Source organism: Nocardiopsis sp. B62 (assembly GCF_018070675.1).
GTDB classification, from domain to species: domain Bacteria; phylum Actinomycetota; class Actinomycetes; order Streptosporangiales; family Streptosporangiaceae; genus Nocardiopsis; species Nocardiopsis prasina.
Map to the genome: position 1 here is coordinate 1 of NZ_JAGPXK010000043.1, position 23,537 is coordinate 23,537.

22 protein-coding genes are annotated in these 23,537 nt (G+C 71.0%); 18 read left to right on the forward strand and 4 right to left on the reverse strand.

All coding sequences use genetic code 11. The annotated features are described in order from the left end of the window. Nucleotides 1–179 precede the first annotated feature (179 nt). The 4 genes from KBX21_RS25415 (at nt 180) to KBX21_RS25430 (ending at nt 3,652) form a co-directional block, all read left to right on the forward strand. On the forward strand, nt 180–899 hold the full coding sequence (locus KBX21_RS25415) for an AAA family ATPase (protein WP_210844168.1): 720 nt from the start codon (nt 180–182) through the stop codon (nt 897–899). A gap of 390 nt (nt 900–1,289) precedes the next feature. Next, complete coding sequence (locus tag KBX21_RS25420) at nt 1,290–2,687, forward strand: NAD-dependent malic enzyme (protein ID WP_049576559.1); 1,398 nt, start codon at nt 1,290–1,292, stop codon at nt 2,685–2,687. A gap of 64 nt (nt 2,688–2,751) precedes the next feature. After that, complete coding sequence (locus KBX21_RS25425; RefSeq protein ID WP_049576562.1) at nt 2,752–3,333, forward strand: YqgE/AlgH family protein; 582 nt, start codon at nt 2,752–2,754, stop codon at nt 3,331–3,333. 76 nt (nt 3,334–3,409) lie between these two features. Further along, nucleotides 3,410–3,652, forward strand: a complete 243-nt coding sequence (locus KBX21_RS25430) for a DUF3039 domain-containing protein (RefSeq protein WP_017546110.1) — start codon at nt 3,410–3,412, stop codon at nt 3,650–3,652. A gap of 95 nt (nt 3,653–3,747) precedes the next feature. Here KBX21_RS25430 and KBX21_RS25435 read toward each other — a convergent pair whose 3' ends face one another. Both KBX21_RS25435 and KBX21_RS25440 read right to left on the reverse strand, forming a co-directional pair. Continuing rightward, nucleotides 3,748–5,649 carry an HtaA domain-containing protein gene (locus tag KBX21_RS25435; RefSeq protein WP_210844171.1) on the reverse strand — a complete coding sequence of 634 codons (1,902 nt, stop codon included), beginning with the start codon at nt 5,647–5,649 and terminating at the stop codon, nt 3,748–3,750. Between the two features lie 179 nt (nt 5,650–5,828). Continuing rightward, nucleotides 5,829–7,217, reverse strand: coding sequence for a cell wall protein (locus KBX21_RS25440; protein ID WP_210844172.1), 1,389 nt, complete (start codon nt 7,215–7,217; stop codon nt 5,829–5,831). 289 nt (nt 7,218–7,506) lie between these two features. Between KBX21_RS25440 and KBX21_RS25445 the strand changes: the two genes are divergently transcribed. From KBX21_RS25445 to KBX21_RS25480, 8 genes are all read left to right on the forward strand, one after another. Then, nucleotides 7,507–8,601 carry a hemin ABC transporter substrate-binding protein gene (locus KBX21_RS25445; protein ID WP_049576579.1) on the forward strand — a complete coding sequence of 365 codons (1,095 nt, stop codon included), beginning with the start codon at nt 7,507–7,509 and terminating at the stop codon, nt 8,599–8,601. After that, nucleotides 8,598–9,695, forward strand: a complete 1,098-nt coding sequence (locus KBX21_RS25450; protein ID WP_199776637.1) for an iron ABC transporter permease — start codon at nt 8,598–8,600, stop codon at nt 9,693–9,695. Before KBX21_RS25445 ends, KBX21_RS25450 begins: the two co-directional genes overlap by 4 nt. Nucleotides 9,696–9,745: 50 nt before the next feature. Further along, a complete protein-coding gene (locus tag KBX21_RS25455; protein ID WP_156208128.1) occupies nt 9,746–10,672 on the forward strand; it encodes a heme ABC transporter ATP-binding protein in 927 nt (308 codons plus the stop codon). Between the two features lie 6 nt (nt 10,673–10,678). Beyond that, nucleotides 10,679–11,464, forward strand: coding sequence for a class E sortase (locus KBX21_RS25460; protein ID WP_210844174.1), 786 nt, complete (start codon nt 10,679–10,681; stop codon nt 11,462–11,464). A 16-nt stretch (nt 11,465–11,480) separates the two neighbouring features. Beyond that, nucleotides 11,481–11,729, forward strand: coding sequence for a hypothetical protein (locus tag KBX21_RS25465; protein WP_049576584.1), 249 nt, complete (start codon nt 11,481–11,483; stop codon nt 11,727–11,729). Between the two features lie 245 nt (nt 11,730–11,974). Further along, nucleotides 11,975–13,699 carry a DEAD/DEAH box helicase gene (locus KBX21_RS25470; protein WP_210844176.1) on the forward strand — a complete coding sequence of 575 codons (1,725 nt, stop codon included), beginning with the start codon at nt 11,975–11,977 and terminating at the stop codon, nt 13,697–13,699. A gap of 142 nt (nt 13,700–13,841) precedes the next feature. Then, the gene (locus tag KBX21_RS25475) at nt 13,842–14,879 is read left to right on the forward strand and encodes a zinc metalloprotease (protein WP_210844178.1); all 1,038 of its coding nucleotides are present in this window, start codon (nt 13,842–13,844) and stop codon (nt 14,877–14,879) included. 112 nt (nt 14,880–14,991) lie between these two features. Next, entirely contained in the window at nt 14,992–15,999 is a 1,008-nt protein-coding gene (locus KBX21_RS25480) for a tryptophan--tRNA ligase (RefSeq protein ID WP_049576593.1), read from the forward strand. A gap of 352 nt (nt 16,000–16,351) precedes the next feature. Here KBX21_RS25480 and KBX21_RS25485 read toward each other — a convergent pair whose 3' ends face one another. Both KBX21_RS25485 and KBX21_RS25490 read right to left on the reverse strand, forming a co-directional pair. Continuing rightward, nucleotides 16,352–16,924: an isochorismatase family protein gene (locus KBX21_RS25485; protein ID WP_049576597.1), complete on the reverse strand. Its 573-nt coding sequence runs from the start codon at nt 16,922–16,924 to the stop codon at nt 16,352–16,354. A gap of 85 nt (nt 16,925–17,009) precedes the next feature. Beyond that, nucleotides 17,010–18,311 (reverse strand): nicotinate phosphoribosyltransferase, encoded by a 1,302-nt coding sequence (locus KBX21_RS25490; RefSeq protein WP_210844180.1) that lies wholly within the window; start codon nt 18,309–18,311, stop codon nt 17,010–17,012. Nucleotides 18,312–18,444: 133 nt separating this feature from the next. Here KBX21_RS25490 and KBX21_RS25495 point away from each other — a divergent pair, with 133 nt between their 5' ends. The 6 genes from KBX21_RS25495 (at nt 18,445) to rdgB (ending at nt 22,923) form a co-directional block, all read left to right on the forward strand. Beyond that, nucleotides 18,445–18,876 carry a Mov34/MPN/PAD-1 family protein gene (locus tag KBX21_RS25495; RefSeq protein WP_049576608.1) on the forward strand — a complete coding sequence of 144 codons (432 nt, stop codon included), beginning with the start codon at nt 18,445–18,447 and terminating at the stop codon, nt 18,874–18,876. A gap of 107 nt (nt 18,877–18,983) precedes the next feature. After that, a complete protein-coding gene (locus KBX21_RS25500) occupies nt 18,984–19,262 on the forward strand; it encodes a MoaD family protein (protein ID WP_049576612.1) in 279 nt (92 codons plus the stop codon). A 7-nt stretch (nt 19,263–19,269) separates the two neighbouring features. Continuing rightward, a complete protein-coding gene (locus KBX21_RS25505; RefSeq protein ID WP_049576615.1) occupies nt 19,270–20,217 on the forward strand; it encodes a PLP-dependent cysteine synthase family protein in 948 nt (315 codons plus the stop codon). 333 nt (nt 20,218–20,550) lie between these two features. Beyond that, nucleotides 20,551–21,303: an MBL fold metallo-hydrolase gene (locus tag KBX21_RS25510; RefSeq protein WP_210844182.1), complete on the forward strand. Its 753-nt coding sequence runs from the start codon at nt 20,551–20,553 to the stop codon at nt 21,301–21,303. Nucleotides 21,304–21,500: 197 nt separating this feature from the next. Then, complete coding sequence (gene rph, locus KBX21_RS25515; protein WP_210844184.1) at nt 21,501–22,226, forward strand: ribonuclease PH; 726 nt, start codon at nt 21,501–21,503, stop codon at nt 22,224–22,226. Nucleotides 22,227–22,317: 91 nt separating this feature from the next. After that, nucleotides 22,318–22,923, forward strand: coding sequence for an RdgB/HAM1 family non-canonical purine NTP pyrophosphatase (gene rdgB / locus KBX21_RS25520; RefSeq protein ID WP_210844194.1), 606 nt, complete (start codon nt 22,318–22,320; stop codon nt 22,921–22,923). Nucleotides 22,924–23,537: the final 614 nt, after the last annotated feature.

Sequence of the window (23,537 nt, forward strand, 5' to 3'; positions counted from 1 at the left end):
GATCTCCGTCGTCCCGGGGCCGGTTCTTCTTCTGGGGGATTTCCTCCCGATGTGTCACCAAGAACAGTAAAACGGTGCGTATTTACCGATTTGGAGATGGCGGGGATAGCGCTCCCGCTGCGGGGTAGGAGCTGGGGAGAAGTTCCGTCCGACGTGCGGCCAACCCGGGCAGGTGTCCCATGGCGACCAACGACGCTCGACCAGCGCACGACGCTGCTCCCGTGGTCACGATCTCGGCGACCTTCGGCGCGGGCGGCAGTGTCGTCGGCCCGGCCGTCGCGGCCAGGCTCCACGTCCCCTTCCTCAACCGCGCGGTGCCCAGCGCGGTGGCGGCCGAGATCGGCTGCTCCCTCGACGAGGTGCTCCAGCGCGACGACCGCACCCCCGGCGGGTTCGAACGGCTGCTCGCCAGCGCCGCGCGCCTTCCCACAGTCACCCTCGGCAGCGTGGACTCCGGTTTCGTCGGCACCACCGACAAGGAGGGCCGCCTCCTCTACGACCACGAGTTCGTCGAGCAGACCGAGCGGGTCATCCGCGACGTCGCCCGCACCGGCGGTGTGGTGCTGGGTCGGGCCGCCGCCGTGGTCCTGGCCGACCACCCCGGCGCGCTCCACGTACGCCTGGACGGGGACCGTGAGGCCCGCCTGCGCAGGGCGCGAGGCCTGTGGGAGCGGGGCGACCCGGAGGAGTGCGGCGGCCAGGGCTGGGGTCCGAGCCCGCCCACGCTCCGGCTGCTGGACGACAACGACCGCGCCCGAGCCGCCTACGTGCGCCGCTTCTACCGCACCGACCCGGCCGACCCCGGTCTCTACCACCTGGTGGTCGACTCCACGGCGCTCTCCACCGACGCCTGCGCGGACGTGGTCGTGCGCGCCGCAGCCGACCGGGCCCGGGACTAGGGGCGGGCGAAACACCCCCACAGGCGCCAGGAATTAATGCGATTTTTTCCGAAGGCGTTAATTGTCACCTTGTGCTGACGTTACCCGCTTGACTCGGGTAAGGTGAGGCGACTCGGTTGTGGGCTCCCAAGTACCGCCCCCGCCCGGCAACCGAGCCCCGCGCCGGACGCCCGATGACCGGGTGTTCCACGGCGGGACGCGCAACCGTCACGGACCAGGGTCCGATCGGCGCGCAGGCGCCGACGAGGTTCCACCGGGCCCGGCCACGGAGTGCAGGCCGTGCGCCCGATCCCCGGTGGAGGAGTCCCGACGTCGGTCCGTACGTCCACGGGAGGGGCCGCCGGTGTGCCCCGCGGACGCATGACATCAGCAAAAGCCAAGGAGCAATACGTGGCCACCCTTCCCAGCGTTTCGTACTCCATCACCGTCCGCCTCGAACTGGACGCCGGAGGGAGCGCTGTCGGCAGCCTCACCAACGCGGTGGAGCAGGTCGGCGGCATGATCACCGCCCTGGACGTGGCGGCCGCTGGGCACGAGCGCATCCGCATCGACGTCACCTGCGCCGCCCGCGACACCGAGCACGCCCAGGCCATCGTCGACGCCCTCGGCGGGGTCGAGGGCGTCGTGGTCCACAAGGTCAGCGACCGCACCTTCCTCATGCACCTCGGCGGCAAGATCGAGATGAAGTCGAAGGTGCCGCTGCGCAACCGCGACGAGCTCTCCATGGCCTACACCCCCGGTGTCGCCCGCGTCTCCCAGGCCATCGCCGCCAACAAGGACGACGCCCGCCGCCTCACGATCAAGCGCAACAGCGTCGCCGTGGTCACCGACGGCTCGGCCGTCCTGGGCCTGGGCAACATCGGCCCCGAGGCCGCCATGCCCGTCATGGAGGGCAAGGCCGCCCTGTTCAAACGCTTCGCCGACATCGACGCGTGGCCCATCGCCCTGGACACCCAGGACGTCGACGAGATCGTCCGCACCGTGCAGCTGCTGGCCCCGGGCTTCGGCGGCATCAACCTGGAGGACATCTCCGCCCCGCGCTGTTTCGAGGTCGAGGCCCGCCTGCGCGAACTCCTCGACATCCCCGTTTTCCACGACGACCAGCACGGCACCGCGATCGTCGTGCTCGCCGCCCTGCGCAACGCCCTGCGCGTGGTCAACAAGAAGCTCTCCGAGGTCCGCATCGCCATGTCCGGCGCAGGCGCGGCCGGCACCGCCATCCTCAAGCTGCTCATGCACGCCGGAGCGCGCGACATCATCGTCAGCGACGTCCACGGCGCCGTGCACGCGGGCCGCGAGAACCTGGACAGCAACCTGCGCTGGATCGCGGAGAACACCAACCCCGAGGGCTACAGCGGCGACCTCAAGGGTTCCGTGGCCGGGGCCGACGTCTTCATCGGCGTCTCCGCCCCGAACCTGCTCGGCGGTGACGACATCGCCGAGATGAACGAGGACTCGATCATCTTCGCCCTGGCCAACCCCGACCCCGAGGTCGACCCCGAGGTGGCCCACCTGCACGCGGGCGTGGTCGCCACCGGCCGCAGCGACTACCCGAACCAGATCAACAACGTCCTGGTCTTCCCCGGTTTCTTCCGCGGTCTGCTGGACGCCCAGAGCCACGTCGTGACCTCCGACATGATGGTCGCCGCCGCCGAGGCGCTGGCCGACGTCGTGACCGAGGACGAGCTCGGCCCGAACTACATCATCCCGAGCGTGTTCCACGCGGACCTGTCCACCCACGTGGCCACCGCCGTGCGCGAGGTGGCCCAGCGCGGCCAGTCCGAGTAGCGGTTCGGTGGTCCTCCCTGCCAAGGGGCGACCACCGGGCGGGTTTTCCGGGTAAGTGTGGAGCATGGACCAGTCGACACTCACCGGACGCCTGCTGGTGGCCGCCCCCCTCCTCCAGGAGGACTCCTTCCGCCGATCGGTGGTCTTCGTCGTGGACGACGCCGACGACGGCACCCTCGGGGTCATCCTCAACCGACCGCTGGAGCTTCCGGTGGACGAGGTGGTGACGGACTGGGGCGCCCACGCGAGCGCGCCCCCGGTGATGTTCTCGGGCGGGCCGGTCGGCACCGACTCCGGGATCGCCCTCGGTGTCGCGCCGCCGGACGAGGCACCGCCCGGCTGGGCACCGCTGGAGGGGGCCGCGCCCGGGCCGGAGCTGGCCGGGGTCGGCCTGGTGGACCTGGAGGCCCCCGCCGAAGTACTGGGGGCGGCACTGGTTTCCCTGCGTGTGTTCGCCGGGTACGCCGGATGGAGTGCCGGGCAGCTGGCGGGGGAGATCGAGGACGGCGCCTGGTACGTGGTGGACGCCCTCTCCGACGACCTCTTCGGGGGTTCCCCCGAGACGCTGTGGCCGCGGGTGCTGCGTCGCCAAGGTGGCGAGATGGCCCTGTTGTCCACCTATCCTGACGATCCCACCATGAACTGAGCGGTTTGCCGCGGGCTTCGAAGTGGGGCGCGTCACCCTATACCGTGGTAGACGGACGTTGAAAGGTGTGAGGACGATGTCGATGGATGTCCTGAACAAGGTTCTTCCGGACAGCGAGACCAGACCGGACATCTCGCACGACGACGGGGACCGGGAACGGTTCGCCCACTACGTGCAGAAGGACAAGATCACCCAGAGCGCGGTGACCGGTGACCCGGTGATCGCCCTGTGTGGCAAGGTCTGGGTGCCCAACCGGGACCCGAAGAAGTTCCCCGTGTGCCCCGACTGCAAGAGGGCCTACGAGGAAATGATGAAGTGACGGTCACTCGTGGCCGGCAAGCGGAAGGGCCCTGACCCACCCCCTCGGGTGAGCCAGGGCCCTTCGTGCCGTCAGGGGTCGGGGACCCCGGTGGATCAGGCCTCGGCGCCCGCGCGTCGGCGGGAGGCGATCAGGGCGGTCCCGCCAGCGGCCACGGCGACCGCCGCGGCGGCCAGGAGGCCGGTCAGCGCCACACCGGTGTTGGGCAGGCCGGGCTTGTCGCCGCCGTCACCCGGGCCGGGCGTGGGGTCGGGGGTCGGCTTGTCGTCGCCACCGCCACCGGTGCCGCCGCCCGGGACCTCGACGTCCTCGTCGACGCTCACGGTGAGGCTGATCGGGTCGAGCTGCTCACCGGCGCCGTAGAAGTCGGCGAAGGCGGGGACTCCGTCGGCGGTCAGCGTGGCCGGGATCGCGTCCCAGGACAGGACGCCCTCGTCCAGCTCGTGGGAGACACCGGACAGGTCCAGGTCGGCGAAGGCCACGTCGTCGTAGGTGACGAGCTCCTCGTCGGTGAGGGACTTGCTCACCACGTCGGCGTACAGGGTGCCCGTGTCGCCGTCGATCTCGACCCGGGGGTCGGCGACGGTCATGCGCAGCAGGGGTTCGGCGTCGCCGTAGACGTGGCCCTCGAACAGCACGGTCCCGGTGAAGTCGATCTCGGCGACCTCCTCCTCCAGGTTCACGCGGCCCGTGCCGTCGGTGAAGGAGAAGGTGTCGTCGTCGTTGCGGGTGGCGCCGTCCTCGGTGCGGATCGTGCCCTTGGCGATGTTGCCCTCGATGTAGGTGCGGAAGGACTCCTTCACGCCCCAGTCGGCGCGGCCGTTGTACACGGTCAGGTCGCCCTCGGGGGTCTGGCCTCCCTCGCCGTCGCCGTCCTCCCCGTCGCCCTCGCCGTCGCCGCCGTCCTCGCCGGTGGCGAAGGAGACGGGGGTCCACACGTCCTGGTCACGGTTGTCCAGGTCGTTGCGGTCGTTGAACACCGCCACGTAGCACTGGTTCTCCAGGCAGTCGTAGGCGGTGCCGCCCTTCTCGAAGGCGCCGACGACGTCGAGGTCGGTGCCGAACGCGCCGTCCGCGTCGGGTGCGGTGCCCTCACGCAGCCACACGCCGCTGCCGAACCAGTGCTGCGGGTACGAGGAGTCCGACCGCGCGATACCGGTCAGCGCCACGTACACGCCCGACCCGGGGCGGAACCCGGTGCCGTCCACCCGGACGGTCTGGCCCTCGGGGTCCAGACCGGTGGTCTGGCTGACCAGTACCTCGGGGGCGAGGACGGGCTCCTCGGGGTCGGTGGGGTCGGTCGGGTCGGTGCCCTCGACCACCTCGGCGGTGAAGGACAGCGGGTCCATGGCCTCGCCCGCCGGGTAGAAGCTGGCGAACGGCTCCACGGCGTCGGCGTGCAGGGTCCCGGCCTCGGAGGTGAAGGTGATCTGGTCACCGTCGACACCGATCTCGGCGCCGGTCAGCTCCGCGACGGCCACCTCGCCGTACTCGACGAGGTCGCCGGGCGGCAGCGACGGGTTGGCGCCCGCGAACTCGCGGCTGGTGACGTCCGCGTGGACGGTGGCCGCGCCCTGGCCGTCGAACTCCACGCGCGGGTCGTTCACGTGGATCTCCAGGACGGGGCCCTGGCCGTAGTCGTGGCCGGTGAAGACCACTCCGCCGGAGAAGCTCACCTCGCCGGAGGAGTCCTCCTTGGAGACGGTTCCCTCGGCGGTGGGGAAGTCCAGGGTTCCGTCGGTGTTGCGGCTCGCACCGTCAACGGCCTCGTAGCCGCCGTGTGCGATGGGGCTGGACACGTAGTTGCGGAAGGACTGCTTGACGCCCCAGGTGGCGGAGCCGTCGGCGACGGAGACGGGTGCCTCGTCGGCGAGGGCCGGTGCGGCGCCCAGGGAGAGCGAGGCACCGAGGGCGGCCGCTCCCGCGAGGGAGACGAGGGAGCGCAGGGGGCGGCGCAGTGCGCCGGTCCCGTCCGCTCTCGTGGCGGTGGTGCTCATGGGATGAGTGTTCCTATCGACTCGGGGGATGGACGGATGCCGGTTCCGGTCGCGCACCGGGTTCCGGGCGGAGAGTGGGGCAGCGGTCCCGAGGGCTGAGCGGGCGCTGGCGGAGCCGCTGAGGGAGAACGTGGTCAGTGGGGCCGGGACCGACCAGGCGGGGTCCCGGCCAGGGGTGCCTAGGTGGTCGCGGGGCCCGGGGGTGTGCCACGACGGCGTGCGGCGAACAGCGCCACCGCGCCGGTCAGGACGGCCACCGCGGCGGCCAGGACCAGACCGGTCAGCGACGATCCGGTGGTGGCCAACGGCCCGCTGGCGCCCCCTCCGGCGCCGCCGGAGCCAGCACCGCCCGAACCGGACGCCGGGGTGTCGCCGCCGGTGTTCCCGGAGGCGTTCGCGCCCCCGCCGGACGCGGTGCCGTTTCCGCCGGACGCGCCCGGGTCGCCGGTCTGTCCGCTGAAGGTCACCGGGACGAACACGTCCTGGCCCCGGTCGCTGGAGCGGGTGTGGTCGTTGCGGGTGATGACGGCGCAGTCGGTCGAGGCGGAGAGACAGTCGGTGTGCTCGTCCGACCCCTTCACCGTGAGTTCCACGGTGAACCCGCCGTTGGTCCCGCCGCCGGTGTAGGGAGTGGCCAGACCCTCGCCGTAGGGCGGCGGGTTGCTGGAGACCCAGACGGAGGCGCCGCCCTCGCCCTCCATGTCCACGCCGCCGATGCAGGGGCTGGGTGCCTGGGTGGAGCTGGCGTTGGCGGTGTCGCACAGGGCGACGTAGACGCCCTTGGAGGTGTCGTAACCCGTGCCGGTCACGGTCACCTTCTCGCCGGAGGGGTCGAGCCCGCTGGTCCTGGAGACCGTGAGGGTCGGGGTGCCCGGGGTTCTGGGCAGGGTCTGCGGCGCCGACTGGGGCCGGGGCGCGCTGGGCGCGCTGGGCGCCTGGGGCTGGGTGCGCGGCGCGGCCTGCGCGGCTGGCGCCGCGAAGCTCACGGGGACCACGCCCACGACGGGAGCGCCCGGGGTCTGTGCCGGGGCGATCACGGGCGCGCCGCGGCCGGGGCCGGGAGCCGAGACGACCTCGTCCGCCCCCGCGTCCCGGGTCTCAGGCGCGGTGTCGCCCTCGCCCTCCCCGGAGCCGGGTTCCCGGCCCCCGGGTGTCTCGGGAAGGGGCGCCTCGGGTTCGGGCGCTCCGGCGATCTCGGTCAGGACGATCTCGAACGGGTCCTCGGCGGTGTCGAGTCCGGCCTCGTCGGCGAACCCGACGCCGGTGAGGAGGTCCGCCGTGAACAGGCCGCGCTCGTCCACCTCGACCCGCACGGCGTTCTCGGTGTCCAGCACGGCGGAGTCGTCGGGGTCCGGGGTCGGGGCCGCCTCGGCGGGCAGGGCCCGGGTGGCGATCTCGATCATGCTGCCGGGGTCGTGCCCGATCCCGGACACGGTGACGGTGTCGCCCCGGGGGTCGAGCCCCTCGGTGCGGTCCACGGCGGTGGTCCGGGGATGGACTGGTTCTTCGGCCGGGGCGGCGAGCGCCGTCGCGGGCATGGCGGCGGCCAGGATCGTCGCCGCCGCCACGGCGGCCAGGGATGGGAGAAACCCACGGAGGGGAACCGCAGCTTGCATCAGGGGCCTTCGCGTTCGTGCGGGCCGGACGTGTCCGTCACCCGCGAGACCTGGGGAATCGGGTTTAGGTTATGCTTACCTAGGCTAAGTGAGCCTTACCTAACTCAACCCCGCGCTGGAACAGTTGAACACCGCACCGTCCGGGTTGTCAAGATGATGACGACCTGTCGTATAAAAGGTCGTGTCGCGCCCCGCTCCCCGGCGACACCCCCGGCACACGGATCAACCGAAAGCGACCGCCATGCCCCACGTCGTCCCCCGCTCCCGCCCGCGCGGTCACCGGCGAACAGGACCGGCCACCGTCCTGCTCGCCGTGGCCTGCGCCCTCGCCCTGACCTCCTGCACCGGTGCGGCCGCGCCCGAGGACGCGTCGGCGGACGAGGGCATCCCCGCACTCTCCGAGAACCGGCTCCAGGTCCTGGAGGACGCCCCGGCGCCCGAACTCCCCGTCACAGTGGAGTCGGTCGTCCTCGACCCCTACCGCACCAGCGCGGACCCCCTGGAGTACGAGGAGGTCGAGGTCACCGACGCCAGCCGTGTCCTGCCGCTCACCGGTGGCCTCGCCGAGATCGTCTTCACCCTCGGTCTGGGCGACCAGGTGGTCGGTCGCGACGTGGCCGCCACCTTCGACGAGGCCTCGGACCTGCCGGTGATCAGCGAGGGCCACGACGTCTCCGCCGAGTCCGTCCTCGCACTCCAGCCCACGGTGGTCATCGCCGACACCCAGACCGGGCCGCCCGAGGTGATCGAGCAGGTCCAGCGAAGCGGTGTCCCGGTCGTCATCGTCGAGGAGGCCTGGTCCATCGACGAGATGTACCCGCGCTTCGAGCGCGTCGCCGAGGCGCTCGGCGTACCCGCCGCCGGAACCCGGCTGGTCGAACGCACCCGGGACCAGATGGCCGAGGTGCGCGAGGCCTCCCTGGAGACCAGTGGAGACCCCCTCGTCGCCTTCCTCTACCTGCGCGGCACCGCCGGGGTCTACCTCCTCGGCGGACCCGGTTCGGGCGCCGACGCCATGCTCGCCGAGATCGGGGCCAGGGACGCCGGGGTCGAGATGGGCCTGACCACACCCTTCACACCCATCACCACCGAGGCGCTCATCGAGGCCCAGCCGGACGTCCTCCTCGTCATGACCAAGGGCCTGGAGTCGGTCGGCGGTGTGGAGGGGCTGGTCGAGATCCCGGGCGTCGCCCAGACCCCCGCGGGCCGGAACGCGGCCGTCGTCGACTTCGAGGACGGCGTCCTGCTCAACTTCGGCCCCCGCACCCCGCAGGTCATCGTCTCCCTGGCCGAGGAGCTGGCCGCGATCCCCGACAGTGACGAGGGCACCGAGTGACCGCCCTGTCCCAACGGCCCGCCGCCACCGAGGCGGCACCGAACCACGGAGGCCGGGGACTGCGACGACTGCGCGCCGGTCTCCTCCTCGGCGGCCTGTCCGTCGCCCTCGTGACCGTCGCGGTCATCGCCGCCGGAGTCGGCGCCTACCCCATCCCGGCGGGCCAGGTCGCCGCGTCCATCCTCCAGGCGGTCGGGCTCGACGTCGGCGCCGAACCCGACCAGATCGCCAGGACCGTCCTGTGGGACGTACGCCTGCCCCGCGTCGTCCTGGCCGTCATGGTCGGCGCCGCCCTGGGCAGCGCGGGCGCCATCATGCAGGGCGTCTTCGGCAACCCCCTCGCCGAACCCGGAGTGATCGGGGTCTCCGCCGGTGCGGCCGTCGGCGCGATCGTCGTCATCTTCACCGGCGCCACCGTCCTCGGCCACTGGACCGTCATCGCCTCCTCCTTCGTGTTCGGACTCGGCACGACCCTGTTCGTGTACGTCTTCGCGCGCTCGGGCGGCCGCACCGAGGTGGTCACGCTCCTGCTCACCGGCATCGCGGTCAACGCCATCGCGGGTGCGGCGATCGGCCTGATGACCAACTTCTCCCAGGACGCCGAGATCCAGACCATCACCTTCTGGCAGCTGGGCAGCGTCTCCACCGCCACCTGGTCCAAGGTGGCGGCCATCGCGCCCTGCCTCCTCCTCGGACTGGCGGTCGTCCCCGTGTACGCGCGTCGCCTGGACCTGCTCGCCCTCGGCGAGGGGCCCGCCCGTCACCTGGGAGTGGACGTCGAACGCATGCGCCTGGTGCTCATCGGCGCCATGGCACTGCTCACCTCGGCGGCGGTCGCGTTCGCGGGGATCGTCGCCTTCGTGGGCCTGGTGGTCCCGCACATCATCCGCATGGTGACCGGTCCCGGCCACCGCGTGCTGCTGCCCGCCTCCGCGCTCGGCGGCGGACTGCTGCTGCTCGCCGCAGACCTGCTGGCCCGCACGGTCGCCGCGCCCGCCGAAATCCCCCTCGGCGTGGTCACCGCCGCCCTGGGCGGGCCGTTCTTCTTCTTCCTGCTGTACCGCACCCGCGCCAAGCAAGGAGGCTGGTCGTGAGCGCCGACACCACGGGCATCCCCGGTACCACCCGCACCACCCTCGACTCCGTGACGGGGACGGCCCCGCGGCGGTCGGCCCTCGCCCGAGGGTTCGCCGCCGCCGTGGCCCCCCTGACCAGGGCGCCAGCCCCACCCGCGCCCGTCGAACCCGGCTCCGAGGTGGTGCGCGCCGAGGACCTCACCGTCCGCAGGGGCGGGCGAGCCCTCCTCGACGGGGTCGACCTCACCGTCCGCGCCGGTGAACTGCTCGCCCTGGTCGGACCGAACGGCGCGGGCAAGTCCACCCTGCTGTCCGCGCTCTCCGGAGACGTCGCGGGAGGTACGTCCCGGGGCGATCGCGACTCGGGAACGGTACGCCTGCTCGGCCGCCCGCTGCCGGACTGGAACCCACCCGAACTGGCGCTGCGCCGGGCCGTCCTGCCCCAGGAGGCCGCGGTCAGCTTCCCCTTCTCCGTCGCCGAGCTGGTCGCGATGGGTCGCGCGCCCTGGGCCGGGCTCAGCACCCCGGACCGGGACGACGCCCTGGTCCGTACGGCCATGGAACGGGTCGGCGTGACCCACCTGGCCGACCGCCGCTTCCCCACGCTCTCGGGAGGCGAACGGGCCCGCGTCATGTTCGCCCGGGTCCTGGCCCAGGACACCCACCTGCTCCTCCTCGACGAACCGACCGCCGCGCTGGACATCCACCACCAGGAACTCGTACTGTCCATCGCGCGCGACCTCGCGACCCGCGGTGGGGCGGTTATCGTGGTCCTGCACGATTTGGGGCTTGCGGCCGCGTACGCCCATCGTGTGGCGGTACTCTCCGGAGGACAGGTCGCCGCGCGGGGAAACCCCACCGACGTGTTCAGCTCGTCGCTCCTCAGCGCTGTGTACCGACACGAGGTCGAAGTTCTGCCGCATCCGCGTACGGGGGTCCCGCTCGTCGTCCCCCTCCGGCCGCCCGGGTGCACACGAAAGCGTCCACAGGAGTAGGTCGTATTGGTGTCCACAACTGAACGGCAGTTCCATGATGAGCCCCACCCCTCGGGCGAGGGGCGCGAGCGGCCCCCAAGGGGCCGCCGTCGCCGCCCACGCAAACCACGGACCACCCCGGGCGACGTCGTCCGGGGGTTCGTCCGCTTCTTCGGCGAGGTCCTCCTGACGGTGGGTCTGCTGATGCTCTTCTACGCCGGCTACGAGGTGTACGGCTCCCAATGGGAGACCGACCGTGAGCAGCAGGGACTGGCCGACGGCCTCGACGAGGCCTGGGCCGCCGCCGACGAGCGCGGGCCGGACTCCGAACCCCTGCCCGGCAGCGCCGACAGCCGTCTGTACGTCCCGAGCCTGAACCTGGACTGGGTGGTGGTCAACGGCACCACGCCCGACGACATCCGCTACAGCCCGGGCCGCTACACCGAGTTCGACAGCGCGCCCGGCGAGCTCGGCAACTACGGCATCGCCGCGCACCGCACGCCCGGACTCTTCTGGGACCTGGACCTGCTCGACGACGGCGACGTCATGGTGCTGGAGGACGGCGAGAACTTCTACACCTACGAGGTCTTCCGTGAGGAGACCGTGCTCCCCGAGGACTTCTGGGTGGTCAACCCCGACCCCTTCGAGGAGGCCTCCGAGGAGGAGCCCGGACGGGCACTGCTCACCCTCACCACGTGCGCGCCCAAGCTCAACAACACGCACCGGCTCATCGTCTGGGCCGAACTGACCGAGACCACACCCAAGTCCGAGGGCATGCCGGACAGCATCGCCCACATGGCTCCGGACGCCTAGGGGAAGGGACGCACGAATGTACGGACTGATCTGGCGCATCCTGCCCGGCCCCTGGGCCTCGAAGTTCATCATGTCGGTGGGTCTGCTGGCGGGCGCGGCCGCCCTGCTGTGGTTCTTCGCCTTCCCGGCGATCTCCCCGCACATGCCGTTCAACGACGGCGCGGTCGACATGACCGGCGTCGGGGGCGAGGCCCCCGAGGGGGAGGCCGACCCCGCCACCGGTGACGCGGACCCGGGGGAGTCAGAGGTCACCGGAGAGGGCTGAGGAGGCCGGGAGGCCCCGGGGACGCAAGGGGTCCCGACACGCATTCCGAAGTACGGCGCGGCGCGGTGCGACAAGCACCGTGCCGCTTGTCGTGGGGGTGTGCGGGGCGCCCGGATCCCGGTGCCCGGGCCCGAGCTCCGGACACGCCCGGGGCGGCCGCTGTGCCCGGCGCCACCGCCGGGGCTCCCGATACGGTCTCCGGCGGCCGCTAACCTCAAGCAGGTGAGTAACGGGGGACGGAACGAATGACGGTGACGCAGACCACGACGGAGAACCGGCTGAGCGGTCTCCGTGCCTGGCAGCGGGAGGCCTTCGAGGAGTACTTCCGCAGGCAGCCACGCGACTTCCTCGCCGTGGCCACGCCCGGGGCGGGCAAGACGACCTTCGCCCTCACCCTGGCGAGCGAGCTCCTCCAGCGGCACGCGGTACGGGCGATCACCATCGTGTGCCCCACCGAGCACCTCAAGAAGCAGTGGGCCGAGGCGGCGGCCCGGTTCGGTATCGCCATCGACCCCGACTTCAAGAACGGGCAGGGCGCCCTCGGGCGCCAGTACGTCGGCGTGGCCGTGACCTACGCCCAGATCGCCGCCCACCCGATGCTGCACCGCAACCGGACCGAGGCGCGCAAGACCCTGGTCATCTTCGACGAGGTCCACCACGCGGGCGACGCCCTGTCGTGGGGCGACGCCGTCCGGGAGGCCTTCGACCCGGCCACACGGCGGCTCTCGCTCACCGGAACCCCGTTCCGCTCCGACATCAACCCCATCCCGTTCGTGGACTACGTCCAGGACGCGGCGGGGGTGCGCCGCTGCTCGTGGGACTACAGCTACGGGTACGCGCCCGCCCTCGAGGACGGGGTTGTGCGGCCCGTCATCTTCATGGCCTACTCCGGGGAGATGCGCTGGCGGACCCGGGCGGGCGACGAACTCGCCGCCCGACTCGGCGAACCCCTCACCCAGGACGCTCTGTCCCAGGCGTGGCGGGCCGCGCTCGATCCCAAGGGCGACTGGATCAAGAAGGTCCTGCACGCGGCCGACCGCAGGCTCACCGAGGTGCGCAAGACCCACCCGGACGCGGGCGGCCTGGTCATCGCGAGCGACCACGAGAACGCCCGCGCGTACTCGCGCATCCTCCGCCAGATCACCGGCAAGGGCGCCACGGTGGTGCTCTCCGACGACCCCACCGCATCCAAGAAGATCACCCGGTTCTCCAAGGGTGACGACCGCTGGATGGTCGCGGTCCGGATGGTCTCGGAGGGGGTCGACGTACCCCGCCTGATGGTGGGCGTGTACGCGACCTCCACCAGCACCGCGCTGTTCTTCGCGCAGGCCATCGGCCGTTTCGTGCGGGTGCGCCAGCGCGGCGAGGTGGCGTCGGTGTTCCTGCCCTCGGTGCCGACCCTGCTGGAGTACGCGGGGGAGATGGAGCGCGAGCGCGACCACGTCCTGGACAAGCAGCCCTCGGACGACGAGTACCCCGAGGAGGACCTCCTCAAGGAGGCCAACAAGAAGAAGGACACTCCGGACGCGGGGGAGGAGCTCCCCTTCGAGACCATGGAGTCGGCCGCCGAGTTCGACCGGGCGCTCTACGACGGCCTTGAGTACGGCGGCGGCGCGGCCGGGTCCAGCGAGGAGGAGGACTTCCTCGGGCTGCCCGGGCTGTTGGACCCCGACCAGGTGTCCCAGCTGCTGCGCAAGCGCAAGGCGGACATCCACGCGAGTCAGCTCAAGGCCAAGGGGAAGGCCGAGCCGGAGGAGGAGTCGGGGCCCACACACGAGGTCCTGGCCGAGCTGCGCAAGGACCTGAGCAACCTGGTCGGCGCCTGGCACCACCGCACCGGCAAGCCGCACGGGGTGATCCACAACGAGCTGCGCCGCGCCTGCGGGGGGCCGTCGGTCGCGCAGGCCACACCGCCGCAGATCCGCGAGCGCATCGCCAAGCTCAGAGCCTGGGCCGTGGGCCAGAAGTAGGTTCGCGGCGCAGACCGGTGGGAGGGGCCGGTCCGGACTCGCCGCGGTCCGGAGGCCCCACACCGGCCGAAGAGGGCAAATACTTCGCAAGGTCGGGCAAGCTCGCCAAACGCTGGGCAATCATCTCACTACAGTGAGTGAGGTGATTCGACGAAGCCCACGCGGCGGCTCAGCCGCGACCTGGTCCGGCCTGACCCTGTGCGCACTCGCGCTGACCGGTCTGGTGGCGAGCTCGCTGCCAGAGACCGCGAATCCCGAACCCCAACGGACCGGGGTGACGGTCGCTGACCAGCACTGCCCGCCCGACTGGGACCCACGGGCCGTCGACGGCGTCGACACCGCGGCCCGGGCCGCCGCCAACAGGCTCTCCGACCCCGGTGCGGGCGGGAACACCGACGTCGAGATCACCCCGGAGCAGGCCGCGGAGTACGAGGAACAGCTCCGCGAGGCCCTGGTTCCCCAGCGCGGACGCGAACTCGCCCCGCCGCACTCGGTGCCCGTCGTCGTGCACGTCATCTCCGCCCAGGACGGCCGGGGAGACGTGACCGACGAGCGCGTCCAGGAGCAGATCGACGTCCTCAACAAGGCCTACCGGGGCGACTACGCGGTCGGTTCCGAGGGCACCGACACCGGCTTCAGCTTCGAGCTCTCGGACGTCACCCGCAACGTCAACGACGCCTGGTTCGAGGACTTCAACCGGTACCGCGACACCATCCGTTCCGATCTGCGCCAGGGCGGACCCGAGACGCTGAACGTCTACACCACGCAGCTCGACTCCGGCCTCCTCGGCTACTCGACCTTCCCCCAGGACTACGCGGACGACCCCGACCAGGACGGCGTCGTCATCGCGCACGACACCTTCCCGGGCGGGACGCGCGACCGCTTCAACGAGGGCCACACCGGCACCCACGAGGTCGGCCACTGGCTGGGCCTGTTCCACACGTTCCAGAACGGCTGCGAGAGCCCCGGGGACTACGTGGACGACACCCCGTACGAACGCGAGGCGGCGGCGGGCTGCCCGGAGGGACGGGACAGCTGCCCCGACCTCCCGGGACTCGACCCCGTCACCAACTTCATGAACTACAGCGACGACGCCTGCATGACCCACTTCACCCCGGGGCAGTCGGTCCGCATGGCCGAGCACTGGGAGGCCTTCCGTGGGGGCTCGGCCCGCGTCTGATCAGCCCCCGGTTGCCACGCGCACGGCGCCCCGCCCCGGCGGGGCGCCGTCCGCGCGTCCGGGGTCGGGCGGCGGTCAGTCATCGGGTGGTGGGCGTCGATAGGCTGGGGGCATGGCAGCGAACACCTATCTGACCGGGATCAAGCCCACCGGTGACTTCCATCTGGGCAACTACGTCGGCGCGATCAAGCCCGCCCTCGCGGCGGCCGAGGGCTACGACACCTTCTACTTCATCGCGGACTACCACGCGCTCAACATCATCAAGGACGCGGACGAGCTCCGCCAGAGCATCCGGTCGGGCGCTGCCACCTGGCTGGCCTGCGGCCTCGACCCGGAGCGCACGGTCTTCTACCGTCAGTCCAGCATCCCCGAGACCTTCGAACTCACCACCATCCTGAGCACCCTCACCCCCAAGGGACTCATGAACCGCGCGCACGCCTACAAGGCCGCGCGCGACCGCAACAACGAGGCGGGCGTCACCGAACTCGACGCCGGGATCAACATGGGGCTGTACGTCTACCCCGTCCTCATGGCCGCCGACATCCTCATCATGGAGGGCGAACGCGTCCCCGTGGGGCGCGACCAGTCCCAGCACATCGAGTACACCGCCGACATCGCCGGGTACTTCAACCACCGGTACGGCGACAGCTACAGCTTCCCCATCCCCAAGGGCGTCATCGACGACAGCGAAGCCAGCATCCTGCCCGGGACCGACGGCCGCAAGATGAGCAAGTCCTACGACAACCACATCCCGCTCTTCCTGCCGGAGAAGAAGCTCCGCAAGGCCATCAACCGCATCCCCACCGACTCCACCCCGGTCGAGGACCCCAAGGACCCGGACTCCTCGATCCCCTTCCAGCTGCTCACGCACTTCGCCGACGCGGAGAAGGTGGCCGACGTGCGCCAGCGCCTTGAGGCGGGCGGCATGGGCTGGGGTGACCTCAAGAAGGAGCTCTTCGAGGCGGTCAACACCGAACTCGGCCCGAAGCGCGAGCGCTACGAGGAGCTCATGGCCTCGAAGACCGAGCTCGACGAGATCCTCGACTCCGGTCTCGAGCGCGCCCGTTCGCGGGCCCGCCGGGTGCTGGCGGACGTTCGCGCCGCCATCGGCATCGACTAGGGCGTGTTTTTTTGATGATTGCGCCGGTGGCGGCGGAGCCGCCATCGATGCGAGCGGCTGTCTCCCCTCCTGTGCGCTGCTCCGCAGCCTCGCGCAGCGGGGGCCCGGCAATCTCTCGCAAGACGACGAGCGAGGCCCGCCCGGGGTTGGCTGTCCGAGCTTCATCGGCGCAGCGAGAGGCCGCCCGGTGGTAACGCGAGGACACCGCGCCGCAGGCGTCCGTTGAGGGTGGTGGCGGGTGGGAGGAATGATCCAACACGACCCAGCTCCGAGACGCGATCGGGGGCGGTGGTGAACAGGTCACCACCGCCCCCGTCGTCATAGGGGCCGGGGGCGGGAGCGCCCCGCGGGCTCAGCCGACGAGCGGCTCACCCTCCAGGGTCACGCCGGCCTCGCGCAGCCGCTCCAGCGCCGTGTCCACCGTGGGCGCGGAGACCCCCGCCGTCAGGTCGAGCAGCACCCGGGTCCGCAACCCCTCCTTCCGGGCGTCCACGGCCGTCGCGCGAACGCAGTGGTCGGTGGCGACCCCCACCACGTCCACCTCGTCCACGTCGTGATCGCGCAGCCACGCCGCCAGGGTCGTCTCGCCGTCCCCGGCCGTGCCCTCGAACCCGCTGTAGGCCGCCTCGTACTGCCCCTTGCTGAAGACCTCCTCGGCCAGGGATTCGTCGAAGTCGGCGTGGAACTCCGCGCCGGGCGTGCCCGCCACGCAGTGCCGGGGCCAGCTGTCCACGAAGTCGGGGTTCTCCGAGAAGTGCGCTCCCGGGTCGATGTGGTGGTCACGGGTGGCGACGACATGGTCGTATCCGCCCACCCGCGCGTGCTCGGTGACGGCCGCCGCGGTACGGGCCGCTCCGGTCACGCCCAGGCTGCCGCCCTCACAGAAGTCGTTCTGAAGATCCACCACGATGAGTGCCCTTGTCATGCGGCACCTCGCTTCCTGGTCGTCGGGAGTCGCTGGGATGGGTGGGGTCCGACGGATCCATTGGACCACGTCCGACGCCGCCAGGTCAGTGGAAGACGGTCGACAGCGCGACGTCGCCACGGGACATCCGCAGAGCCTGCTCGGGGAGTTCGGCCACCGTCGCGCGGTGGCGCGCCCGCGCCTCCCGCACGCTCTCACGCCCCACGACCTCACCGTCGGTGACCAGCGGCCGCAGCAGCGGCCGGGTCCCGACCTGCTCGGTGGGCTCGTGCGGGTACACCTCCTCGGACACGGCGACGCCCCTGTCGTCCAACCGGCGGACCGCCCACTTGCGGCCGCCCCGGCTCGGCTTGCCGACCGAGCGCTTGGCGACCGGCTCCAACGGGGCGTCCGGCTCCAGGCCGCGCGCCCGTGCGACCAGCTTGTAGACCAGTGAGACGGTCGGGGCGCCCGAACCCGTCACCAGGGACGTACCCACTCCGTACCCGTCCACCGGGGCCACCGCCAACGCCTGGATCGAGTGTTCGTCCAGGTCGCCGGTGACCACGATCCTGGTCCCGGTTGCGCCGAGGTCGTCCAGCTGCTTGCGGACCCGGGAGGCGGTGGCCCCCAGGTCCCCGGAGTCGATGCGGACGGCGCCCAGCTCGGGCCCGGCCAGCTCCACCGCGTGCCGCACCGCGCGCTCCACGTCGTAGGTGTCCACGAGGAGCGTGGTCCCCGGTCCCATGGACTCCAACTGGGCCTTGAAGGCGTGCCGTTCGCTGTCGTGCAGAAGCGTGAACGCGTGCGCGGCCGTGCCGCCGGTCGGCACCCCGTAGGTGCGCCCCGCCTCCAGGTTGGAGGAGGTCGAGAACCCGGCCAGGTAGGCGGCGCGGGCCGCGGCGACCGCCGACCGCTCGTGGGTGCGCCGGGAACCCATCTCGATGAGGGGGCGGTTTCCCGCGGCCACGCACATCCGGGTGGCGGCGGAGGCGATCGCGCTGTCGTGGTTGTACACGGACAGCGCGAGGGTCTCCAGGATCACGGCCTCGGCGAAGGTGCCCTCCACGACCAGGATCGGCGACCCCGGGAAGTAGGCCTCGCCCTCGCCGTAACCCCACACGTTCCCGGAGAACCGGTACTCCGAGAGCCAGTCCAGTGTGGTCTCGTCCACGACGCCGTGGTCGGAGAGGAAGTCCAGTTCCTCGCGGCCGAAGCGGAAGCGCTCCAGCAGGTCCAGGAAACGGCCGTTCCCCGCCACGACCCCGTAGCGGCGGCCCTCCGGCAGGCGTCGGGCGAACATCTCGAACACCGACCGGCGCGCGGCGGCCCCGCTGTGCAGGGCTCCCTGGAGCATCGTCAGTTCGTAGTGGTCGGTGAGCAGCGCGCTGCTGCTGTCCTCGGTCATAGGGGCGAGCCTACGTGTTCCGCTCCGGGCCGGTACGGGCGCCCCACCTGCGTCGGGGCGTCGCCCGGAGTGACCTCCCTCGCATGAATACCCACTTGGTTGGTAGAGAAGCGGTTGTGGGTACCCTGGAGCCATGCTGAGGATCGACCGCTCCATCCACGACCAGATCGTCGCCCACGCGCGACGCGACCACCCCGACGAGGCGTGCGGAGTCGTCGCGGGGCCCGAGGGCTCCGACCGCCCGGAGCGGATCATCGAGATGCTGAACGCGGCACGCTCCCCGACGTTCTACGAGTTCGACTCGACCGAGTACAAGAAGGTCTACGACGAACTGTGGGACCGCGACGAGGAGTTCGTGGTGATCTACCACTCCCACACGGCGACCGAGGCCCACCCCTCGCGGACCGACATCACGTACGCCCAGTGGCCCCAGGCCCACTACGTCCTCGTGTCCACCCGCGAGCCCGACACCGCCGAGTTCCGTTCCTTCCGGATCATCGACGGTGAGGTCACCGAGGAACCCGTCGAGATCGTCGACGGCGGCGCCTCCGGCACGGACCGGTAGGAACGCAGCCACCCGACGGCGCCCGGCGCCACGGCCCACGGAATGCCAACGGCGGGCCGCCTGTTGGACCTGAACGCACAACAACGACCGTTAACGGAGTCACCTTCATGGCCATCGAGGTCCGCATCCCCACCATCCTGCGCAACCTGACCAACGACGCCAAGGTCGTCCAGGGGTCCGGCGACACCATCAGCGAGCTGATCAGCGACCTGGACCAGCAGTACCCCGGCATCGCGGAGCGCCTGGTGGAGGGCGGCAAGCTGCGCCGGTTCATCAACGTCTACCTGAACGACGAGGACGTCCGATTCGTGGGCGGTCTCGAAGCCAAGCTCTCCGACGGCGACAACGTGACCGTGCTGCCCGCCGTCGCGGGCGGCTCCCGCTGAGGAAGCCATGCGCTACGACTCCCTGCTCGACTCCCTCGGAGGCACGCCGCTGGTCGGCCTGCCTCGGCTCTCGCCTTCGCCGGAGGTCCGGCTGTGGGCGAAGCTGGAGGACCGCAACCCCACCGGCTCGATCAAGGACCGCGCCGCGTTCTTCATGATCGAGCAGGCCGAGAAGGACGGGCTGCTCTCCCCGGGGTGCACCATCCTGGAGCCGACGTCGGGGAACACCGGCATCTCGCTGGCCATGGTCGCCAAACTGCGCGGCTACCGCATGGTCTGCGTCATGCCGGAGAACACCTCCGGTGAACGCAAGCAGCTCCTCGCCATGTGGGGTGCCGAGGTCCACTACTCCGACGCCGCGGGCGGTTCCAACGAGGCCGTCCGGGTCGCCAAGGAGATGGCCTCGCGCAACCCCGACTGGGTGATGCTCTACCAGTACGGCAACCACGCCAACGCGCGGGCCCACTACGAGACCACCGGGCCCGAGCTGCTGGCGGACCTGCCGGAGATCACGCACTTCGTGGCGGGGCTCGGTACCACCGGAACCCTCATGGGGGTCGGCCGGTACCTGCGCGAGCACAGGCCGGACGTGCGGATCGTGGCCGCCGAGCCGAGGTACGGGGAGCTGGTCTACGGGCTGCGCAACCTCGACGAGGGTTTCGTCCCCGAGCTCTACGACGAGTCCGTCCTCACCACGCGCTTCTCCGTCCCCTCGGAGGCGGCGCTCCGGCGGACCCGCGAGCTCCTGAACAAGGAGGGCGTCTTCGCGGGCATCTCCACGGGCGGAGCCCTCCACGCGGCCCTCGGCATGGCCCGCAAGGCCGAACAGGCCGGTGAGCGGGCCGACATCGCGTTCGTCATCGCCGACGCCGGATGGAAGTACCTCTCCACCGGCGCCTACGAGGGCACCCTCGAGGAGGCGGAGGAGCGTCTGGACGGCCAGCTCTGGGCCTGATCCAGTCTCCGACGCCGCCTTGAGGCGGCGTCGCCACGGTGTCTCGGAGGCCGGTTCCCGTGGGGGACCGGCCTCCGCTCCGTCGCCCAGCAGGTCAGTTACTGTCCTGAACTCGGGAGCGGTGAATCGGTCAAATCTGGTCAATCGGTGTGAAAAATTCACACGTGATGCACGTCGCCTGAGATGCGGGCCACATTTTGTACCACCCAGGCGGTCATTGGGGTACACCCGTAACAACGGGACATCCGCAGAACCAGCCGCCCACCGCTCACCCCGCACACGTCACCAAGGGGCCACGGAAGCAGTGCGGCCGATCGAAAAGGCGACGACGACGTGCGACTCACGATTATCGGGTCCTCCGGGAGCTTCCCCGGGCCGGACAGTCCGGCCTCCTGTTACCTGGTGGAGGCGGACGGGTTCCGGCTCCTCCTCGACCTGGGCAACGGCGCCCTCGGCGCCCTCCAGCGCCACGCCGACCTGTACTCCGTCGACGCCGTCTACCTCAGCCACCTGCACACCGACCACTGCGCGGACATGTGTGCCTACTGGGTCGCCCGCATGTACTCGCCCGGCGGCGCCAAACCCCCGATCCCCGTGTACGGCCCCGTGGGCGTGGCGGACCGCCTCGCGGAGATCTACGGTCTGGACCCCGACCCCGGGATGACCGAGGTCTTCGACTTCCGCGAACTCACCCAGGGTGAGTTCCGGATCGGGCCCATGACCGCCCGCGTCGCCCGCGTCAACCACCCCGTCGACGCCTTCGGCATTCGCCTGGAGCACGACGGTGTCAGCCTCGCCTACTCCGGCGACACCGGCACCTGCGACTCACTGGTCGACCTTGCCCGCGACACCGACCTCTTCCTGTGCGAGGCGGCCTTCCACGACCACCTCGAACACCCGAAGGACATGCACCTCACGGGCAGCGAGGCGGGCGACCACGCCACCAGGGCCGGGGCGCGCAAGCTGCTGCTGACCCACCTGGTGCCGTGGAACGACGACGACATCACGCTGGCCGAGGCGCGGAGCACCTACGAGGGCCCCATCGAGCTGGCCCGGGGCGGACAGGTCCGCGAGATCGGCGTCTGACCCCGGCCGGTCCGCGGCACCGGTACTCCGACCCGACCGAAACACGGTGGGTCACGGACACACAGGGTCACGAATGCGGCAGGGCCGGGACTGTGTGAGTGGAGAAGTAGTGGGGCCCGTGTGGCACGGGTCCCACCGTCGCCGGTAGCGCCCGACTCCAGCACCGTGGAACACCGTGCCGATATACGCTCGTGTCCATGGCTCGACCTGACGGACGCGTTCCGACCCAACTCCGCCCAGTGAACATCCACCGCAACTGGCTCCGCCACGCGGAGGGCTCCGCCCTCATCGAGTTCGGGGACACCCGCGTGCTCTGCGCGGCCACCGTCGAGGACGGTGTGCCCCGTTGGCGCCGGGGCACCGGCGAGGGCTGGGTCACCGCCGAGTACGCGATGCTCCCGCGCTCCACGGACACCCGGGGCGCCCGTGAGTCCGTACGCGGCAAGATCGGCGGCCGCACCCACGAGATCTCCCGGCTGATCGGCCGCTCCCTGCGCGCCGTCGTCGACTTCAAGGCGATGGGCGAACACACCATCACCCTCGACTGCGACGTGCTCCAGGCTGACGGCGGCACCCGTACCGCCGCGGTCACGGGTGCCTACGTGGCCCTGGCCGACGCGATGAAGCACCTGCGCAAGCGGCGCAAGCTCAAGAACAACCCGCTGACCGGCTCGGTGGCCGCCGTCAGCGTCGGCGTGGTCCAGGGCCAGCCCCGGCTGGACCTGAACTACCTGGAGGACTCGGTCGCCGACACCGACATGAACGTCGTGCTCACCGGCGACGGGAAGTTCGTGGAGGTGCAGGGCACCGCCGAGGGCCAGGGCGCCGCCTTCGACCGCGAACTGCTGAACAAGCTGCTCGACCTCGCCGCCGGCGGGTGCGAGGAGCTGACCGCCATCCAGAAGAAGGCCCTGTCGGAGTGACTGTCGCGAGCGGGGACGGTCCTGAGGACCGGCTCCGCTCCCAGGGGGAGGAAGCCCCTTGAGGACCAACGGTGAGAGTGGAGGAGGCACGGTGAAGCTCGTCCTTGCGACGCGTAACGCGAAGAAGGTGCCGGAGATGCGCGCCATCCTGGCCGAGGCCGGTGTGTCGGCGGAGGTCCTGGCCCTGGACGCGTTCCCGGACGCGCCCGAGGTGCCCGAGACCGAACCCTCCTTCATCGGCAACGCCCTGCTCAAGGCACGGGCGATCGCGGCGCACACGGGGCTCCCGGCCGTCGCGGACGACTCCGGTCTCAGCGTGGACGAACTCCGGGGCATGCCCGGGGTGCTGTCCGCCCGTTGGGCCGGGCGGTTCGGCGGGGGCGACCAGGACCGGGCCAATCTGGACCTGGTGCTGGACCAGCTCGCCGACACCCCCGCCGACCGCAGGGGAGCGGAGTTCGTCTGCGCCGCGGTCCTGGTGATGCCGGACGGGATCGAGGCCGTGGCGGAGGGTGTCCTGCGGGGCCGACTGGTCGGCGAACGCCGGGGGGAGAACGGGTTCGGCTACGACCCGGTCTTCGTCCCCGAGGGGGAGACCCGTACGGCGGCCGAGCTGTCGCCCGAGGAGAAGAACGCGATCAGCCACCGGGGGATCGCCTTCCGGCAGCTCGCCAGAGAGCTGGCGGAGATCGTCTGAGCGATCCGACCGGGATTCCGGTCGGATCGCCGGTGGTTGAGGGCGGGGAGGGGTCGAGTCGGGCCCTCCCCGCCCTCGCTCGTCCTCCGGGACCGGAGCAGGGACGAAGGAAGCGGAAGAGAAATCGCCGCGCCGTGTTTGGCGGGAGCGCGGTTGGGCAGGATGGTCAATGTCTGACAAGCAAGCCACGCGAACCGCCGGTCCCCGTGTGTGGGACCGAGTCGAACGGGGCGTCGCTCCGCGGACCAGCGAGGAACCCGGGATCACGGGGGCTTCCGGGTCGGCGCGGAACGTTCGGAAGATCGGGATCCCTCCCACGGTCCGGACGGATTTGACGTCCGACGGTTCAGCTACCTAGACTCACCGAGTCGCTGCGGGACGGCGAGCGGGACCCCACGGGTCTCGACTCGGAACCGGGCCGCGGATCACCGACAACCTCCTTCACAGGCACGATGGTTCGAGCAGTCGCTCGGGGCATGTAGGCTCAGGGAGTTGCTTCAAAAGCCCGGCGGAAACGCGGGGCGGAAGAAGCACCGGGAATTCTTTCTCCGGATCAGGTTTGAAGCGAAAACGCCGATTTGGCGGGGCGCGGAACACCTGATAAAGTAAAGACA

Bases quoted from the DNA above. Each gene is read 5' to 3' on its own strand.
- KBX21_RS25415 (WP_210844168.1), top strand. From the start codon at position 180: ATGGCGACCAACGACGCTCGACCAGCGCACGACGCTGCTCCCGTGGTC.
- KBX21_RS25425 (WP_049576562.1), top strand. From the start codon at position 2,752: ATGGACCAGTCGACACTCACCGGACGCCTGCTGGTGGCCGCCCCCCTC.
- KBX21_RS25430 (WP_017546110.1), top strand. From the start codon at position 3,410: ATGTCGATGGATGTCCTGAACAAGGTTCTTCCGGACAGCGAGACCAGA.
- KBX21_RS25435 (WP_210844171.1), bottom strand. From the start codon at position 5,649: ATGAGCACCACCGCCACGAGAGCGGACGGGACCGGCGCACTGCGCCGC.
- KBX21_RS25445 (WP_049576579.1), top strand. From the start codon at position 7,507: ATGCCCCACGTCGTCCCCCGCTCCCGCCCGCGCGGTCACCGGCGAACA.
- KBX21_RS25465 (WP_049576584.1), top strand. From the start codon at position 11,481: ATGTACGGACTGATCTGGCGCATCCTGCCCGGCCCCTGGGCCTCGAAG.
- KBX21_RS25470 (WP_210844176.1), top strand. From the start codon at position 11,975: ATGACGGTGACGCAGACCACGACGGAGAACCGGCTGAGCGGTCTCCGT.
- KBX21_RS25480 (WP_049576593.1), top strand. From the start codon at position 14,992: ATGGCAGCGAACACCTATCTGACCGGGATCAAGCCCACCGGTGACTTC.
- KBX21_RS25485 (WP_049576597.1), bottom strand. From the start codon at position 16,924: ATGACAAGGGCACTCATCGTGGTGGATCTTCAGAACGACTTCTGTGAG.
- KBX21_RS25490 (WP_210844180.1), bottom strand. From the start codon at position 18,311: ATGACCGAGGACAGCAGCAGCGCGCTGCTCACCGACCACTACGAACTG.
- KBX21_RS25495 (WP_049576608.1), top strand. From the start codon at position 18,445: ATGCTGAGGATCGACCGCTCCATCCACGACCAGATCGTCGCCCACGCG.
- KBX21_RS25500 (WP_049576612.1), top strand. From the start codon at position 18,984: ATGGCCATCGAGGTCCGCATCCCCACCATCCTGCGCAACCTGACCAAC.
- KBX21_RS25505 (WP_049576615.1), top strand. From the start codon at position 19,270: ATGCGCTACGACTCCCTGCTCGACTCCCTCGGAGGCACGCCGCTGGTC.
- rph (WP_210844184.1), top strand. From the start codon at position 21,501: ATGGCTCGACCTGACGGACGCGTTCCGACCCAACTCCGCCCAGTGAAC.